8 protein-coding genes and 1 pseudogene are annotated in these 16,132 nt (G+C 56.0%); 3 read left to right on the forward strand and 6 right to left on the reverse strand.

Annotated features, from left to right (window positions below; all coding sequences use genetic code 11):
• Positions 1 to 2 precede the first annotated feature (2 nt).
• Positions 3 to 746, reverse strand: coding sequence for an FCD domain-containing protein (locus BTJ39_RS10190; protein ID WP_422386034.1), 744 nt, complete (start codon positions 744 to 746; stop codon positions 3 to 5).
• 424 nt (positions 747 to 1,170) lie between these two features.
• On the opposite strand from BTJ39_RS10190, the gene BTJ39_RS10195 reads away from it, so the two are divergent.
• Positions 1,171 to 1,464: a YrhK family protein gene (locus BTJ39_RS10195; RefSeq protein ID WP_078002581.1), complete on the forward strand. Its 294-nt coding sequence runs from the start codon at positions 1,171 to 1,173 to the stop codon at positions 1,462 to 1,464.
• A gap of 114 nt (positions 1,465 to 1,578) precedes the next feature.
• Here the strand turns inward: BTJ39_RS10195 and BTJ39_RS10200 are convergent, their stop codons facing one another.
• The 5 genes from BTJ39_RS10200 to BTJ39_RS10220 all read right to left on the reverse strand — a co-directional run bounded on the left by BTJ39_RS10200 (position 1,579) and on the right by BTJ39_RS10220 (position 14,029).
• Positions 1,579 to 3,681 (reverse strand): efflux RND transporter periplasmic adaptor subunit, encoded by a 2,103-nt coding sequence (locus BTJ39_RS10200; RefSeq protein WP_078002582.1) that lies wholly within the window; start codon positions 3,679 to 3,681, stop codon positions 1,579 to 1,581.
• 2 nt (positions 3,682 to 3,683) lie between these two features.
• Positions 3,684 to 5,000: an efflux RND transporter periplasmic adaptor subunit gene (locus BTJ39_RS10205; protein WP_078002583.1), complete on the reverse strand. Its 1,317-nt coding sequence runs from the start codon at positions 4,998 to 5,000 to the stop codon at positions 3,684 to 3,686.
• Entirely contained in the window at positions 4,997 to 5,803 is an 807-nt protein-coding gene (locus BTJ39_RS10210) for an efflux RND transporter periplasmic adaptor subunit (protein WP_078002633.1), read from the reverse strand. The genes BTJ39_RS10205 and BTJ39_RS10210 overlap by 4 nt, the downstream gene beginning before the upstream one ends.
• A gap of 74 nt (positions 5,804 to 5,877) precedes the next feature.
• Positions 5,878 to 7,374: a TolC family protein gene (locus tag BTJ39_RS10215; protein WP_078002584.1), complete on the reverse strand. Its 1,497-nt coding sequence runs from the start codon at positions 7,372 to 7,374 to the stop codon at positions 5,878 to 5,880.
• 52 nt (positions 7,375 to 7,426) lie between these two features.
• A complete protein-coding gene (locus BTJ39_RS10220; protein WP_078002585.1) occupies positions 7,427 to 14,029 on the reverse strand; it encodes an Ig-like domain-containing protein in 6,603 nt (2,200 codons plus the stop codon).
• A 1,202-nt stretch (positions 14,030 to 15,231) separates the two neighbouring features.
• Here BTJ39_RS10220 and BTJ39_RS25285 point away from each other — a divergent pair.
• Together BTJ39_RS25285 and BTJ39_RS25290 are read left to right on the forward strand one after the other, a co-directional pair.
• A pseudogene (locus BTJ39_RS25285) lies at positions 15,232 to 15,606 on the forward strand (autoinducer binding domain-containing protein); the annotation flags it as partial.
• Positions 15,601 to 15,870 carry a helix-turn-helix transcriptional regulator gene (locus BTJ39_RS25290; protein WP_277869772.1) on the forward strand — a complete coding sequence of 90 codons (270 nt, stop codon included), beginning with the start codon at positions 15,601 to 15,603 and terminating at the stop codon, positions 15,868 to 15,870. The pseudogene BTJ39_RS25285 and the gene BTJ39_RS25290, both read left to right, overlap by 6 nt.
• Positions 15,871 to 16,132 lie beyond the last annotated feature (262 nt).

The following is a 16,132-nucleotide window of genomic DNA, read 5'->3' on the forward strand; positions in this document are numbered from 1 at the left end:
GCTTATTTTATTTGTACTGGCCAGGATTCAAACAAATAGCCGTCAAATTCCGGCGCATCAACGTCTGACAGCGTCATCAGCCGCTGTTTTACGTTCTCAAGGTGGCGCCACATCGCCAGCTTTGCCGCCGTCGCGTCGCGCTTTTGCAGCGCCGCCAGTATCGCCTGGTGATCGTTAAGCCATTCGCGACGATAAGCATTGCTGGTGATGCGCTCATGCAGCTGGCGCCACATCGGGTTCTCTTCCCGGTTGTTCCAGCACTGCTTCCATAGCGCCAGCAGCATATTGTTATGGGTCGCTTCGGCAATGGCCTGATGAAACAGTTTATCGCCATCTTCCCCGCCGCCGCTTTCAATATCCTGCCTTTCCGCGTCCAGCGCAGCGCGCATCTTTTTAATATCTGCCGGCGTAACCTGCAGCGCGGCGAATTCCGCTATATTGCTTTCCAGCAGCTGACGCGCCTGCAGCAGCTCGAAGGGACCAATCATCAACGCTTTGCTTTGCTGCTGCAGAGTAGCAGGCATCGTCAGCGCGTAGATGCCGGAGCCTTTGCGCACCGCCACATAGCCTTCGATCTCCAGCATAATCAGCGCTTCGCGCACCACCGCCCTGCCCACGCCGAAACGTTCGGCGATATCCCGCTCCGGCGGCAGGCGCGAACCCGGCGGATATTTTCCCGAAGCCAGCTCCTGCTTCAGAAGCTCGCCCACTTCACGATACTGACGCTTAATTTCCACGCTCATCATTCACCGCTGCCGCCAATGACTTTATCGTCATGATGGTAGGGAAAGGCGCACAGCCGGTCAACCAAAGCTGGCGCCATGTCATGCCATGAGCAGCACTGTGCGCTAAGCGTCATTTAAACAGCAGCAAATTCATTATTCGCTCACTTATTAATGCAGATGAATATTTATTTACGCTGGTCGCTTATCTAAGAGCTGAGCTTTTGTTAATTAATACCCGCGTCTTTTTAAAACTGGCATCTAAAAAATAACCGCCTCTTTGAGCTGAAAGTCACTGAATGCACCTTGAATAAACCTCTTGCGCAACTACAATTTTAAAACTAAATAATGAAAATAAGATCGCCGTAAGCCCATTGATTAGGCTGCCCCGCCCAATCTGTCGGTATTAATTATCCGTCTCAGGACGTAATTTGAGCTAAACAGCCGAATGAAACAGAGTAATACCTCACTCACCTTTGGCCCGCAGCACGTCATTATCAGGCATCGCTATAAAGCACTGGGCGCCGTCAACGACCTGCTAATCGCCGTATGGTTTTTAATTGGAAGCATGTTTTTTTTCAGTGAGACGCTAATGGAAAGCGGCACCTGGCTTTTTGTCGCGGGTAGCATCCAGCTGATATTAAAACCGGCCATCACCTTATCAAAGCTTATTCACGTGCGCCGCCTCTACCGGAGAAGCAGCACGCAGTATAACCCGCAGGGTTTTGACTGCGATAGCTAGCCCCGGCCGCCGCTGTTTTCATTCACCGCGCTGTGTGGGGGATTGTCCTCATCACGTACGCCGCCCAAAGAGGAGCGTGATGGTTCGCTGCGCGGTTTTTCCGACGGCAATGGGTTAAAAACCGCTTTCGCGCACGCCGAGCGCCGCCAATCGTCGCCAGAGGTTCATCAATAATGACTCTGGCTTGCCCTGCACCACCACCACGCCGCGCAGCGGCTGCTCAGGTAGCTTTTGTCCGGCAGCAACCGTCAGCGCAACGCCGTACCAGCCCTGCTCAGGGCGCAGATGCTTGTCCTCATCACGACGAACGGCAATCGGGCCGCCGTGCTCCGAAGCCAGCATTTGCCGGTCGATAAAACGCGCACCGGTGGGATCTATCGCACTCAGCGTTACCGTGGTGGCAGAGCGCGCCGGATCGTCGGCAATAAAGCGACCTTTTGCCCCTGCGGCAAGGCGATTGAGGTTATCTTCCCGCAGATAGCCGCGTACCCGTCCGCCACCCTCATCAACCACGCGCAGCAGCGCCGTGTCGGATGACACCCAGCGCCCGGAGGTTAAATCAAGGGCAATATCTCTCACCACGCCGGGCTGCAAAGCCCGTATCTCCTGGCGCTTTTGCTGGGCTTTTAACCCGCGGTATTGCGCCAGCGACTCGGCCAGCTGCTGGTCGAGGATCAGCGTATCGCCAACCGTATCACGCACCGCGGAGAGGCGGCGCAGCTGCAGCTGCAAAATGGCGATACGCTGGCGGGCAATGGCGAGCTTAAAATCCACGTCGCTTGAGGTCAGCGTCATCAGCAAATCCCCCGCCCGGACCTTTTGACCATCGACAACCTTTAGCTGTAACACCTGCGAGGCCAGCGGCGGGTAATAGGTATCAACATGGGAGGCCTCCAGCACGGCGGGAATCGTTATCTGGCTACGCCAGGGGATCAGCAGTAGCAGCGCCAGAAGCAGCAATCCCAGTGCGGAAAATAGCAGATTGCGCCGCCGCGAGCGCTGGCGCTGCTGCCACCAGTGGCGCCACTCATTGACGACCGGCAGGCAGATAAACCAGCCAATTTCCACCAGCATCAAAAAAATGCCCAGCACTTTGAAAAAGTAATGGTAAACCGCCAGTGCGATGCCGAAAAACAGGAAAAAACGCCATAGCCAGGAGGCATAACCCCACAGCAGCAGCCGCTTTTCCATTGGCGCCGCCCAGCGCTCCGGCGGTTGTTCGCCATAGCCAAACAGCTTTTCGCGCAGATGCCAGCGGCACAGTGCATAAGCGCGCCCCTGCAGATTATCCACGCGCCAGTAATCGCTCAGCATAAAGTAGCCGTCAAAGCGCATCAGCGGATTGATGTTAACAGCAACGGTGGTCAGCCAGGTCGCGCTGGAGAGCATAAACGCCGCCGATCGCAGCGCGCCGTCGGGCAACAGCGACCAGGCCAGCAGGGCCAGCGCGGCCAGCATTAGCTCTGCCAGCACGCCGCCGGCGTCAATCAGCAGACGAGCGCGGTGGCTGGACACGCGCCATGCATCGCTGACGTCAGTGTAAAACATGGGAAACATGACGATAAACGCCACGCCCATGCTCTGCACCCGGCAGCCGGCCCTCTTCGCCATCCAGGCATGACCCAGCTCGTGAATAAATTTGGTAAATACCAGTGCGCAGCCAAACGTAGCCATGCCTTCAAAGCTGAAAAGCTCAGGCAGCGAACTGATATAGTGCGGCCAGTCGCGGCTGACCAGAAACAAGCCAGCCAGCAGAATCAGCGGCAGCGCCAGGCGCACAAAGCCTTTACCGTAGCGCTGTAGCCACGGCCAGCTGCGGTTGAGAAACGGGTCCGGGCGCCAGAGCGGGATACGAAAAAAAAGATACTGATGCAGCAGGGTTTTTAACCAGCCCTGACGCCGCGCCGCCGCCTTGATGGCATAGCTGCTGCGTTGCTCCGCGTCGCTGGCAGCGACCAGATCGTGGCCGCGAACAAAGCGCAAAAACTGCTCCAGATCGAGGGGGGTAACCGGCGGGCCGGGTTCGCGATTCGCGGCATCCAACACCTGCACGGGCTCCCGCAGCGCCCAGTGACGCAGCAGGCGGATGGCGGTATGACTCAGCTTGAAGTAGCGACCGGAGAGGCTATCAGCCAGCGTCCACTGCGGTGAGCCATCGCGCGCAGGCGCGGCGACCGTCAGCTGTAAATCTTCACGCAGTAAAGGGAGCTGCGTCATGGTTACACTCCAAGCGCTTTACGCAGCGCCGCAACCGGGCGGCGGAACAAATAGATACCCAGCGGGGTGTATTGACCGTAAACTTTCGCCGTACCGCGTAAGCCAATGCGCGGCGCGGCGTCAATAAAATGCGCATCCAGTCGATAAGAGAGGGTGCCCTGCGGCGTCAGCGTCGCCTCATAGGCGCTACGCTCAAGCACCGCCTCATAGCGTGACAGCGGGTCGCTGTCTGGAAACAGCGCCACCGTGGCTTTATCCGGAAGCCGTATCGCATCGCCGACGTCCAGCTCAACCTTGAGCGCCGCCTGCTGCGGATCGGCCAGCTCCATCAGCCTTTCACCGGTTTTCACCGGCCGACCGCGCAGGCTGTCATCATCGGCAAACACCGCAATGCCGTCGCGCGCGGCGCGCACTTCAGTACGCGACAGCAGCTCGTTGGCATACATTAATTCAGATTTTTTCTGCTCCATCTGGGCAGTGAGCAGATCGAGACGGGCTTTAGACTCCGTATCCTGAAAGGCACGCTGTGACCCCGAGCGCAGCTCCGCCTCGGCAACGCCCAGCGCCCGCTCGGCGACGTCGGCCTGCGCTTTTAGCGTGGTGCTATCAAAGCGCAGTAAAAGCTGATCTTTTTTGATCTGCTGATTGGGTTTTACCAGCACGTCGGCAACCACACCATCCAGCGGCGCAGTGATGATACGGCCGTTGAGCGGCACTACTTCGGCCGGTGCCAGCACCGACTGACGCACCGGAATAAACAGCGCACAGACGGCCACGGCGACGATAATCAACAACCGCTTTTTCGGCAGGCCCACGCGCCATACGCCGCGCGGCTCCAGCGCCTGCCAGGCATGAGAGTAGGTTTCCCCCAGCTGAGTCAGAAGCTGTCTTTCCGCCGATTGCCAGCCAGCATCACGGGCAAACCACAGGCCGCCGATCGGTCGCTGCTGGCGATCCTTGAGCGGCAGCCAGAAGGCTTGCGGCGCAGATAGCGCCAGCCAGTCATTGCGCGTTTGCTGGTCAAGCCATTCGGCGCTAACTTCACCGGCGCTATCGGCTTTGCCGGCCGCCAGCAGCTGCCTGCCCGCCCGCTCAATAAACGCCACAAAGGGAGAATGCGGATCGGGCACCGATACGCCGGTCGCCGCCCGCACCCGACCATTAATAATCAGCGCGGCATGGCGAAAGCCAAAAAGCGTCTGGCTGTCATTAACCATGGTAAAGGCCAGGGTTTCGCTGTTTTCCGCGCGGCGTGCCAGGCCTTCCAGCCGCAGAACTTCCAGCAAAACCTGTTCGGCGCTGGCCGCCTGCTGATTCATGGCTGCCCCGAAAAGCGGGCGCTGCCGCTCATGCCGGCCAGCAAACCGTTTTCCGGCTTAAGTAACCGCCCGGTCAGCGACAGTGTCTGGCTACTTTCATCAATCAGCGCGCCGGGGCGAACCACTTCCGCCTGCAACGCTACGCCGGTTTCATCCGGGGTAAAGGTGAATTTCTGCCCCGGCTTCAGCGTCGCCAGCCATTTGGACGGCACCAGCAGGTTAATTTCCAGATGCTGGTTGTTGACGATCTCCAGCAGCGGCTTGCCCTGGGGTACGTATTCAGACTGCTGAACTTTGCGCGCCACCACCTGACCAGAGAAAGGCGCGGTTACCCGGCAGCGGCTGGTCTGGATCTGATAGACCTGGCTTTCGGCAATCGCCTGCGCCATATGCGCTTCGGCAACCGCCACCGCATTGCGACCGACCGATTTCAGCTCCGCCAGCTGGCGATTCTGACTTAATTCCTGCTGCGAAGCGCGCACCGCCGCCTGAGAGGCAGCCAGCTGCGCCTGATAGGCGGAGCAGTCGAAACGCACCAGCAGATCGCCTTTCTGAAAGGCTTCGCCTTCGCGGAACGGCATTTCTAACACTTTGGCATTCAGCTCGCTGGAAAGAACCGCCTGATCGATCGCGCGCAATACGCCTCTGGCCTGTTTTTCCGCGCCGGTCGCCGTAGACGCCGCCAGAGGAAGGCTTAATTCTTTTTCTATCTCATCGGCCTGGGCGTAGAACGCCGTGCAGCTCAGCAGCAGCAGAGCAAGCGCGGTGCGACGACGGAAGATGCGATCAAAGGCGTTTTTCATCATGGGTATCATCCAGCTGCTTAGATCTGTTCGCCGTGCGCTGAACATCAGCTTCAGCGCACAGTGCGATACATTTACATGGCGATATTACCGGTCGCCCAACGTTTTTCCGTCTGAGCAAGGGCCTGTTCCACCGAGGGAATATCATTCATTTTCTGATTAGCCGGCAGCGGATTCAGACCGGCGGTGACAAAAATCTGGCTATAGGCGTTACGCAGTTCAGCATAGGCCAGATCGTTACGCAGCGAGGTATTTAGTGCGTTAAGTTCACCCTGAATCAGCTGGAGCTCGCCGATACTGCCCGCTTTATAGCGGTTGTTCAGCTGATCAAGAATATTGACGTCAAGCTTCTGCAGTTCTTTGCCGGTGCGATACTGGCGCAGCGCTTCGTCATAGTTAGCCCGGGCGACATACAGCTGCGCCAGCACCGCCATCGACATTGCCTGGCGACGTACTTCAGCAACGGTTTCTCCCGCTTTTGCCATGTTGTAGGCGGCAGGGCCGGAGAACAGGTTAAACAGGTTCCAGGTCACTTTTACCCCGGCATCAGCCCAGCTCTGGTTAACCAAAAACGAGTTGCTGTCATAGTTGCCGCCCACCGACAGCTCAATGCCCGGCAGCATGCGCAGCAGCGATTTACGGGTTTCCGACGCGCTGATGCGCGTCTGGTAATCCTGCTCGCGCAGCTCAGGACGGTTTACCAGCGCCGCCTCTTCCAGCTCGGTAAAATTCACCTTCAGCTGCGGTACCGTCAGGCTCGCTTCATCCGGCAGCGCCAGGGTATATACGGTGTCCGGCGGCAGGTTCATCAGGGTAGCCAGCTCGGTTTTCGCCAGCGTCAGCGCCCGGCGCTGTTCCTCTAGCTGGCGGGTCGCATCCAGCAGCGCGCGCTGGTAGGTATAAGACTCAACCAGATCGCCCACTTTCTGCGCCGACATACGCTCACTGTTTTCACGCGCCATGTTGACGCGGTCGATCAGGGCATCAATGCGGTGTAACAGGCGCTCGGCGGCAACGGCGCGCCAGTAGGCTGACTGCACGTCCTGTACGATGGTGTGCGTCACCTTGCGTCGCTCTTCCTCAGCGATCCAGCGCTTATCCGACTGCTGGTGCGCGGTGATATAGCTGACGCCGAAGTCGAGAATGTTCCAGACCATGGTCAAATCAGCCACGCGGCGCGTCTGATCCTGTGAAGTTGAAGGTTCAAGCGAGGTTACGCCGCGCTCTACGCTACGGCTGCTGGAGGCGCTGACGTTATCGCGGGTGACGTAACCGGCTTCAGCGGCCATGCGCGGCAGCATATCAAAGCTGGCCAGGTCTACCTGTTTTTGCGCCATCGCCTGCTCCATCACCCGCAGGCGCGCTTCCAGGTTGTACTTCAGCGCCCTGGCCATGGCATCGTGTAAGGTTATCGGCCTGGTCACCGGCTCCTGATTGCTGAACATCACGCGCAGATCGGACTGCGCGCGACGGCTGCTTTCCGCCTTGTCGATCGGCTGCGTTGAGACCGCACAGCCGCTGGCCAGCAGCGCCAGGATTGCGATGCTGAGGATTTTTGGGCACCGTTGCATGTTTATCACCTGCTTAATAATTTATCGTTTGTTAAACCCGGCCACTGCGGCTTCAGGATGTTTTCTTACCGTTTTGCAACGCCGCTTTCAGCGCGGCGATTTGCAGGTGCTGATATTCATCCAGCGACTTGATTTGCTGGCTGAATACCGGTGCGCCAAATACCGACGCTGGCGAAACCAGAGAACGCGTATTGCCCGGTGACACCGAATGCCAGCTGCCGCCGTTAAACACTTCCAGCGCGGTGCTGCCTGGCAGCGGAATATCGCCAAACATGCCGGCCAGTACCGATTTCCCACCCTGGGGCTGATTGAAATCAGCGACTTTACTGCTGACAACGCCCGTCTCGTAGCGGCTGACGCCATGATCGGCAAATACCGAGGCCACCAGCGAAGGCGCCACCGTGCCGCCATCCCGACCGGCGTTGGCAAACACGCCTGCCACGCTGCTTACGCTGCTGACTACGCTGCCGTTAAAGCCGCCAGGCGCTGCCAGCGGGCTCTGGTTGTTAACAACTGCCGTCAGCGTCGCCATCTGGCTATGGGATCCGCTGGCGGAGGTCGACAGCGCGGCGCCGTGGCTGCCGATCGCTTTCATATCCGCGCCGCCGTCAGGCTGCTGCATCAGATTACGACCATCCGGCGTGCTGGTATTGGTGGGTAATGACGGCGTGGCAACGCTCTTATTAACACTGAGCGTCAGCAACCCGGAGGCCGTCACGTTATTGTTATCGGTTGCAGTAAGTCGAATATTTAGCGTACCGGCATCATTATTTTGCGGATTACCGGATAATGTTCCGGTCTGCGTGTTAAAAGTCAGCCAGCCGGGCAATGGCGAACCGTCGGCCAGGGTGGCGCTGTAGCGCAGCGTGTCGCCGCTGTCTTTATTGACGAAAGCGTTGGCCGGCAGCACGTAGCTAAAGGGCTGGCCGCCGGTGGCAGTTTGGTTCTGCAGGCTACCCGGATTGGCGATCGGCGCGGTGTTGACGTGAATATCGCCGTGAACGGTGCCCTGCTCCAGGCCGTTGCCCGCAAGATCACGGATGTCGCTTTCAGCGCCGTTGAAATCTAAGCGCACGGCGCCAACGCCGGTTACGCCAGTGAGATCGATGCGGTAGGTCGTCGGGCTGATCGCCGTCACCGAATGAATCGTCGCGCTGGTGCCTTCGCTGGTGCGTACCACGAAGTTATGGATATCGACACCAGTTACCGGCTCGGAGAACACCAGGTTATAGCTCAGAGTCTGCGGCCCAGGCGTCGCGTTCAACGTCAGGCTGACGGCTTCCGGTGGCCGGGTATCGATGCTAAAGCTATTGGAAGTGACGGTGCCCGCGCCGTGGTTGCCGGCCAGATCGCTTAAGGTGCTGGTGTCCATGCCGATCTGGTTGGCGCTGCTGGTAATGCCGCTGAGCGGGGTAAAGCTGCCCGTCCAGGTAATACCGCCATCTTCAGAAGTCAGGTTCGACAGCGTCCCGTTGCTAACGTTAAGGCTGGCATTACTAAATCCGGTGACCGGCTCGCTGAAGGTAATGGTCACCGGCGCGCTCTGCCCCTGGCGCAGGGCGCTGTCGCCAACCACGATAGTGGCAACCGGCGGGCGGGTATCCACGCTGAAGCTGTTGGAGTGGACCGTTCCTTCGCCGTGGTTTCCGGCTAAATCCGTCACGCTGCCGGTATTCAGCGAAATCTGGCCGCTCACGCCGTTCAGCCCATCAGCAGGCGTAAAGACGCCGGTCCAGGTGATGCCGCCATCGCTGCTGCTCATGGCGCCGAGCGTACCGTTGGCAACGTTCAGATTGGCGCTGCTAAAGCCGCTCACCGCTTCGCTGAAGGTCACGGTAACCAGCGCCTGATCGCCAGACTTGAGCGCACTGCTGCTTACCACGATGCTGGCGGAGGGAAGCTCGGTATCAATGCTAAAGCTATTCGAGTCAATTTCGCCGAAGCCTTCGTTACCGGCCAGATCGTTCACGCCGGAGGCATTGAGTGTTATCTGGTTAGCGGCGCTGGTAATGCCCGCTGACGGGGTATAAATCGCCGTCCAGGTTTGGCCGCCATCCGCCGAAGTCACGCCGCTGAGGCTGCCGCCAACCACGATGATATCCTGATTGCTGAAGTTGGTAACCGGCTCTGAAAAGCTGAAGGTGACGGTGGTGCTTTGTCCGGCGTTCAGGCTGCCGTCAGCAACGGTCACGGTCGCCGTTGGACGCTGGGTATCAATACTGTAGCTGGCGGAAGTCGTCATGCCCTGGCCTGCGTTGCCAGCCAGATCGGTCACGCCCGCAGCACTAAGGGTAATATAGTTAACGCCGCTGGTAATATCCGCCGTCGGGCTGAAAACCGCCGTCCAGGTCTGGCCGCCATCCTGCGAACTGAGGCCGCTCAGCGTGCCGTTGGAGACGACAAGGTCGTCATAGCTGAAGCCGGTCACCGCTTCACTGAAAGCAATGGTCACCGTAGTCGTCTGGCCGCTTTTTAACGCGCTGTCGGCAAGGGTAATGCTGGCGGTCGGCGCCACGCCGTCAATGGTAATTTCTTTCTGACCGCTGAGGGAGTTTAGCGAGGCCAGCGCCGGCAGCTGCGCAGAAGCATCCTGGCTGTTGCCATCGCGCAGCGTCGCGCCGTTAAGCTGTAGCGCCGAGGTGCTGGCGTAGTTAAGGGCGCCGCTGGCGTCACCGCTTTGTACCACGTAGCGGAAGGTCAGCGTGTTGCTGCCGGAGCCGGAAATATAGTTTGCCTGATGGTCAACCGCGCCGGTTTCCAGCAGCAGGGCCGGGGTACCGCCGTTCACGGTAACCGCTGAGCTAAAGGTCAGGGTAATATCCACCACGTCACCCACCTTATAGGTGCCATTTGGCGCGGAGGAGCTGACGCTGGTGATATAAGGCACGTTCGGGTTAACGTTAATATCGATAACGTCGCTGTCGCTCTGCGCGCCGCCGGAACCGGTGTTGCCCTGATCGTTGCTAACGATTTGCAGAGTAGCACTGCCGCTGTAGCCTTCAACCGGGGTATAAATCAGGCCGTTGAGCGCATTATTAACAGCGCTAATGCTGCCGCTGAAGGTCATGGTCTGCACGCCGCTGCCGCTGCCAACGCTGAAGGTCAGGCCGCTGGTCGAGCTTAGCGTCAGCACGCCGTGGGTCGCCGTCAGGGTTATCTGCATCGCACCGCTGCCGATATCAACATCGCTTACCGCAATGCGATTACCGTTCGCGTCGTTAAACACCAGCACACCATCCTGCTGCACCAGCTGGGCCGTGGGCACGGCATTGACCGGCGCGTCATTAACGGCAGCAACGTTAAGCGTTACGCTGGTGGAGGCAGCCTCAGAGCTGGCCGTACCGCTGGTGCCCGGATCGATACCGCTGTTGCCGCCATCATCAATCGAAATATTCAGGGTTACGCTGCCGGTCGCATTGCTGGCGGTGGTGAAGGCCAGCTTGCCTGCGCTGATAAACGCGTTGATATCGGCAATCGCGCCCTGCATCACCAGGCTGCCGGTTCCGCTGCCGCTAACGCTAACGCCGGCGCCGCTGATGGCGGTCAATACGCCGCTGCCGACCGAGAAAGTCGCCGTTACGCTGGCGCTGCCTGCATCAACGTCGTTAAAGCTGATATCGCTCAGGCCGCTTGCTACGTCTTCCGTCACGCTCAGGGTTGCCGGGGCGCTAATCGTCGGCGCATCGTTCACCGCCACAACGTTAACGCTGGCAGAGAGCGACAGTGCGGTGGTATCAACACCGCCGTTTGCCGTACCGCCGCTGTCTTTAATGCTGGTCAGCGTCACGGTGCGACTGGCCGCGGTGGGGTTTTCACTGCTGTTGCGATAGCTGATGCCGTTGGTCAGCAGCGCAGCGGCGGCGGCGCTAATGCCAGCCGGCTTGTTTAAGCTTACGGTCGCCACGCCGCCGAGGGTGCTGACGCTGTAGCTCAGGCCATTGCCTGCCGTCGTGCCGCTGGCACCGTTGACCAGCGTAATATCGCTACCGTCAATGCGCAGCAGTTCGCTGCTGCCATCGCTCAGGTTGCTGACCGTAAGCGTCATGGCGGTAATGGTTTGTCCGGCCTCGACGGTACTAACCGCCGCGCCGCTGAACAGCGCAACTGCACTGCCGTTTTCAGTATAAGTAACGCTGCCGCCGGTTGCCGTCAGGGTTGGCGCATCGTTGACGCCAATGACGCTCACCGACAGGGTTGCCGTGGTGACGCCGCCGTCACCATCATCGACGCTAACGTTAACGCTGCGCGTTAGCGTGGAGGGATCGGCGCCGTTGCTGTTCTGATAGTTTAGGGCATGAATCAGCGCCTGTACCGCCTGCGGGGTTGCGTTGCCGTTAAGCGCAATCGTCAGGTTAGTGCTGCCCGTTCCGCCGGACAGGGTGCCTATCGCCAGGCCGCCGTAGGTGACTACGCTGCCGGCAACGCCTATCTGACCAACGCCGGTACCCTGATTAACCACGCCCAGCACATCCTCGCCGGCGCTGCGGTTACCGATAATCGCAACGGTAACGTTGCCGCCGTTAAAATCGGCTGAATCGCTGTCGCTGACCGTGGCATCGCTTCCCACATCCAGCAGTACCGGCGCAGCCCCTTCGGTATAGGCCACGCTATCGCCGTTCAGATTGGTAATAACCGGTGGCGCATCCACGCCGCTGACGGTTATCGCATTGCCGCTAAGATCGGCGATGTTGCCGCCGGTAATCGGGCCGTTCCAGTCATCCGCCGCCGCCAGGTTATAGGTGTTGCCGCTGCTGGCGCTGGTGCCGTTCTGATTTAACAGCTGTGCCAGCATGGCTTTATCGGTCGCGCCCAGCTGTACGCTAAACGAGGTGGCGCTGGTAATTTCAACGCTGCTGGTGTTGCTGGTCAGGGTGTAGGTGCCGCCGTTCTGGCCGGTAAACGTCAGCTTAGTGACGTCAATATCGTTGTTCGCGCCGCTCTGCCTCACCAGGTTGCTGCCGGTCACCGTCAGCAGGCCAGTGCTGCTGTCATAGGTTGAAGAGCTGATGGTGGGCGTCTGTACGTTGCTGACGGTGACGCCGTTGCCGCTCAGGTCGGCAGGGGTCGAGGCCTGGGAGCTGTCCCAACCGGCCGCCGCGCTGAGGTTAAAAACGGTGCCGCTGCTGGCGGAAGTCGTACCGTTTTTATCCAGTAATCCGCCAACGTTCAGCCAGTCACTGCCGTTAAGCGTGATGCTGAAGCTGGTCGCGCTGGTAGCGGTAACGTTAGCGCTGGTCAGGGTGTAGCTGGCGCCGTTTTCGCCTTTTAGCGTCAGCTTAGAAACGTCGATGGTGTCGCCGGCCACCATGTTGGCGCCGGTAACGGTCAGCACGTGGCTGCTGGCATCGTAGCTGGCCGAGGTGACCGACGGTTTAACCACCGCCATCTTGATATCGGTGATATTGATATCGCGCAGCGCCGAATAGCCATTAGAAGTAATCACCAACTGGGTGACATCGTTAATCTGGCCTGCAGAAAAGGAAACGACACTGTAGTCATCAGAATCGTATGCCACCGACTTATCAAATTGGGCGGTACTGCCATCGGCATAGGTGAGAACAAAATGCAGCGTTTGGGTATTCGCTTTGGCGCTCAGGCCGGTGAGATCAAAGGTGTAGCCGCTGGGCGGGGTGATGACAATTTTAGTATTGCTGCCGTTAATTGAGGCGTTCAGACCATAAAGGCCCTCCGGCGAACCATCCGCTCCAATACCGTAACCTTCGGCGGTATCGCTGCCCGACGAGAAGGTCATGGTATAGCCATCGATCTGGCGGGTCACCGAGATACTGCTGTAATCCAAATCACCATCGTCGGAGCTGAAGTTAATGACCGTCAGCAGGTCGCTATAGCAGTCAACCTCCATCGCGGCGGTTTCAATGCTGCCGCTATGCTTTTCCAGCGTCCAGTTACCGCCGATCAGGCTGCTGCCGGTGGCATCAATCGAGGCCGCAACGTCAGCGCCGGTGGCGTTTGACAGATCGGTTAAAAACAGGCTGCCTTTATCGCCGCCGGCCACATCACAGCCGTAAAGCAGCAGATCGCCGTCGGCGGTTAACGCCTTGCCAAGGGTGGCCAGCTCGCTCTGTACGGTGGCGTTTTGCAGCGAAGCATCGGTCAGCTCCAGCGTGCCCAGGTTGAGCTTGCCTTCAGAGCCGTGAGAAAAAATATGAATGGCATCGTAACCCTGATGGCTGGCTGCCCAGTCGGCAATCTGCTTTAAGCCATCCTGAGAACCGTCAATCAGCACCACTTCGGTGCCGGGTTTAATCCCCGCCACCAGCTGCTGGTAATCTTTCACCGAGGTATCAACAAAGGCGACTTCTTTACGATCGTGCGTTTCACCGCCGGCAACGGCAGCCACATCGCTATGGGCCTCGCTGCTGTTATTCGCGCTCGCAGCCTGGTGCGCATTATCCTGGCTGGCGCCGTGGCTATCATTATTACTGCTATCGGCAGCGCTGGCTTCGCTCTGCGCCGGATGCTCTGCGGTGGTGGTTGCGGCTTCAGCAACGGTGGCCGCGATGGCGCCATCAAAAAGAACGCGCGGCTCCAGCATCCAGGCCGTGGGAGAAGAAGCCACCGGGGTCGGTTGAGTTCGTTCACTGTCCGCACCACCCACGCTGGAATTGCGCATAAACCAATTACGCCATGTCATAAATTTGCTCCCGGAGCAGTGCGTCAAAATTAAGATTAGAATTGTTAATGTATTGCCAGACGGGAAATGATTAAGCCTGATTTCACCTTTTAGTCAGAGTAACTTCTGCAAAAAGAGGGCTGTATTAAGTACACTATCGTCTAACTTTACGAATATTCACAATTATTAACACTAAAGTGCAACTGTGAAAATTTTAAGCTACGGATTAAAAAATTTACTTAAAGTCAAATAACAGATAAATAACATACAATTAAAATCACCAACCGCCGAAACCAATACCACTTAACAAGGAAAAACAGCGGATTAATCCTAAAGATATGGAAATCTTCCTGATACATTATCGGCGCACGGGAAGTGATCTTTATGCGGAGAAAAAAGATTAAAAATGCTTACTTTTTTAGCGATTGATATGCCAATCGTGAGGGAGGGAAACGCCATTTATGTTGCAAAACTTACGTCATATCGTTCAACAATTCAGGAGTATTGAGTCATGAACCCCGCTGATGGTTGCCTTTTCTGTTTTTAAAATAACAGGTTAAAAAAATAGAGTGAATTCCCTACACCGGCAGATAAAAGGCTGGCAGCTGCACCGATCAGGGTCGCTATTCGGGTGCTGGTTGACCCGGGCTTAACAAGGTCATCGCCACCAACTAACGTGTAAGCAGAACAATCAGGATTAAGGCCGGGTTCATACTGTATAGAGAGAACAGTCTGAAAGAGGGAGGAGGATCAGCGCCAGCAGATTGATAGCCGGCAGACATCATTACTGACTTTCTATCAATTTTCACTATTCAAATCGTTACCAGCCTTTCCCCCACCCACTTTCTGAAATACCCGGAACACAAACGCCCGCGATGGCTAAGATCTGGCGGTAGATCGGCTTTGCGGTTATCTGCCAGAGGCGATTAATGCCGTTCGCACTAATCCTCGCTGAATAGTGGTATCCCCCATATTTGCTGAAAAGCCTTAAGCAATTCCGCGAGGATAACGACCACCAATTTTTAATTAAGCAGCCAATTTTATTGGTATCATCCGCGCATTATACTGTAACATCTATTATGCTAAAGGATGAAGGACTAGAAACATCACTGGTAGTCAATCCCAGTTTAGAAGGAACTTAACATGAGCATCAACTTTGATTCTGACGAAGAAAAAAACGTTCATATAAGGAATTACCTCGATCAAAAAATCTCAAAGTACGGAGATATAAAGTATGCATATGCAGTAATAAAAAAAGAAAAACGGAAGACATGATCATAATTAGTAATATTGAGGACTATTTTTTAGATATTTATCTCAAAGAAAGATACCAGAACATAGATCCTGTTATCGCGACATCAATGAAACTCGTTTCCCCATTTTTTTGGGAAAAAAATATGAAAGAAAATCCAGAGTGGCATATTCATAAAATAATAAAATCCATTCAACCTTATCACGACATAGTTAGCGGCCAGACGTTTATCTTACACTGTCCGGAAAATATCATGGTACTACTATCATTCTACGTAAATAAATTAACCAACCCGGAAGTTATTGAAAATATCAGAAAAGACAAAAATGAAATACACGGAATGGTAATCCATTGTTACGAAATATTCAGCTATTTTTATGAAAAAAAAGAAGACCCAATAAAACCGAATATAAATTTAACACATCGAGAAAAAGAGGTTCTCTACTGGATAGGTTTAGGAAAGACCTATCCAGAGGTCGCTATCATTCTTAGCATTTCAGTAAGAACTGTAAAATTCCACATTGCTAACATAGTAAGAAAGCTCGATGTTAGTAATGCAAAACACGCTATAAAATTAAGCGAAGAACTAGATCTTATATCAAACATGTGAGAAAAATACGTTATACATGGTCAAAATTAACAATAACAAACACATTAAAATTAATCACAAGATGATAAATTAAATAAACAATTAAAACCTGACAGAGTAATTATTCAACAAGAATGGAAAATAACTCTTCTGAATTTAACTATATGTTAAGAGAAAAACTCTAAACGAAACTAGTTTTCTTTTCTAATATCACCGATGAAAAAAGGTCTACCATTCCAGCTAGCCGCTGTCGGCCTGATGGAATGCTGATCGTAACAGCGCC

The sequence above is a fragment of the Izhakiella australiensis genome, assembly GCF_002006995.1.
In the GTDB taxonomy this organism is placed as follows: domain Bacteria; phylum Pseudomonadota; class Gammaproteobacteria; order Enterobacterales; family Enterobacteriaceae; genus Izhakiella; species Izhakiella australiensis.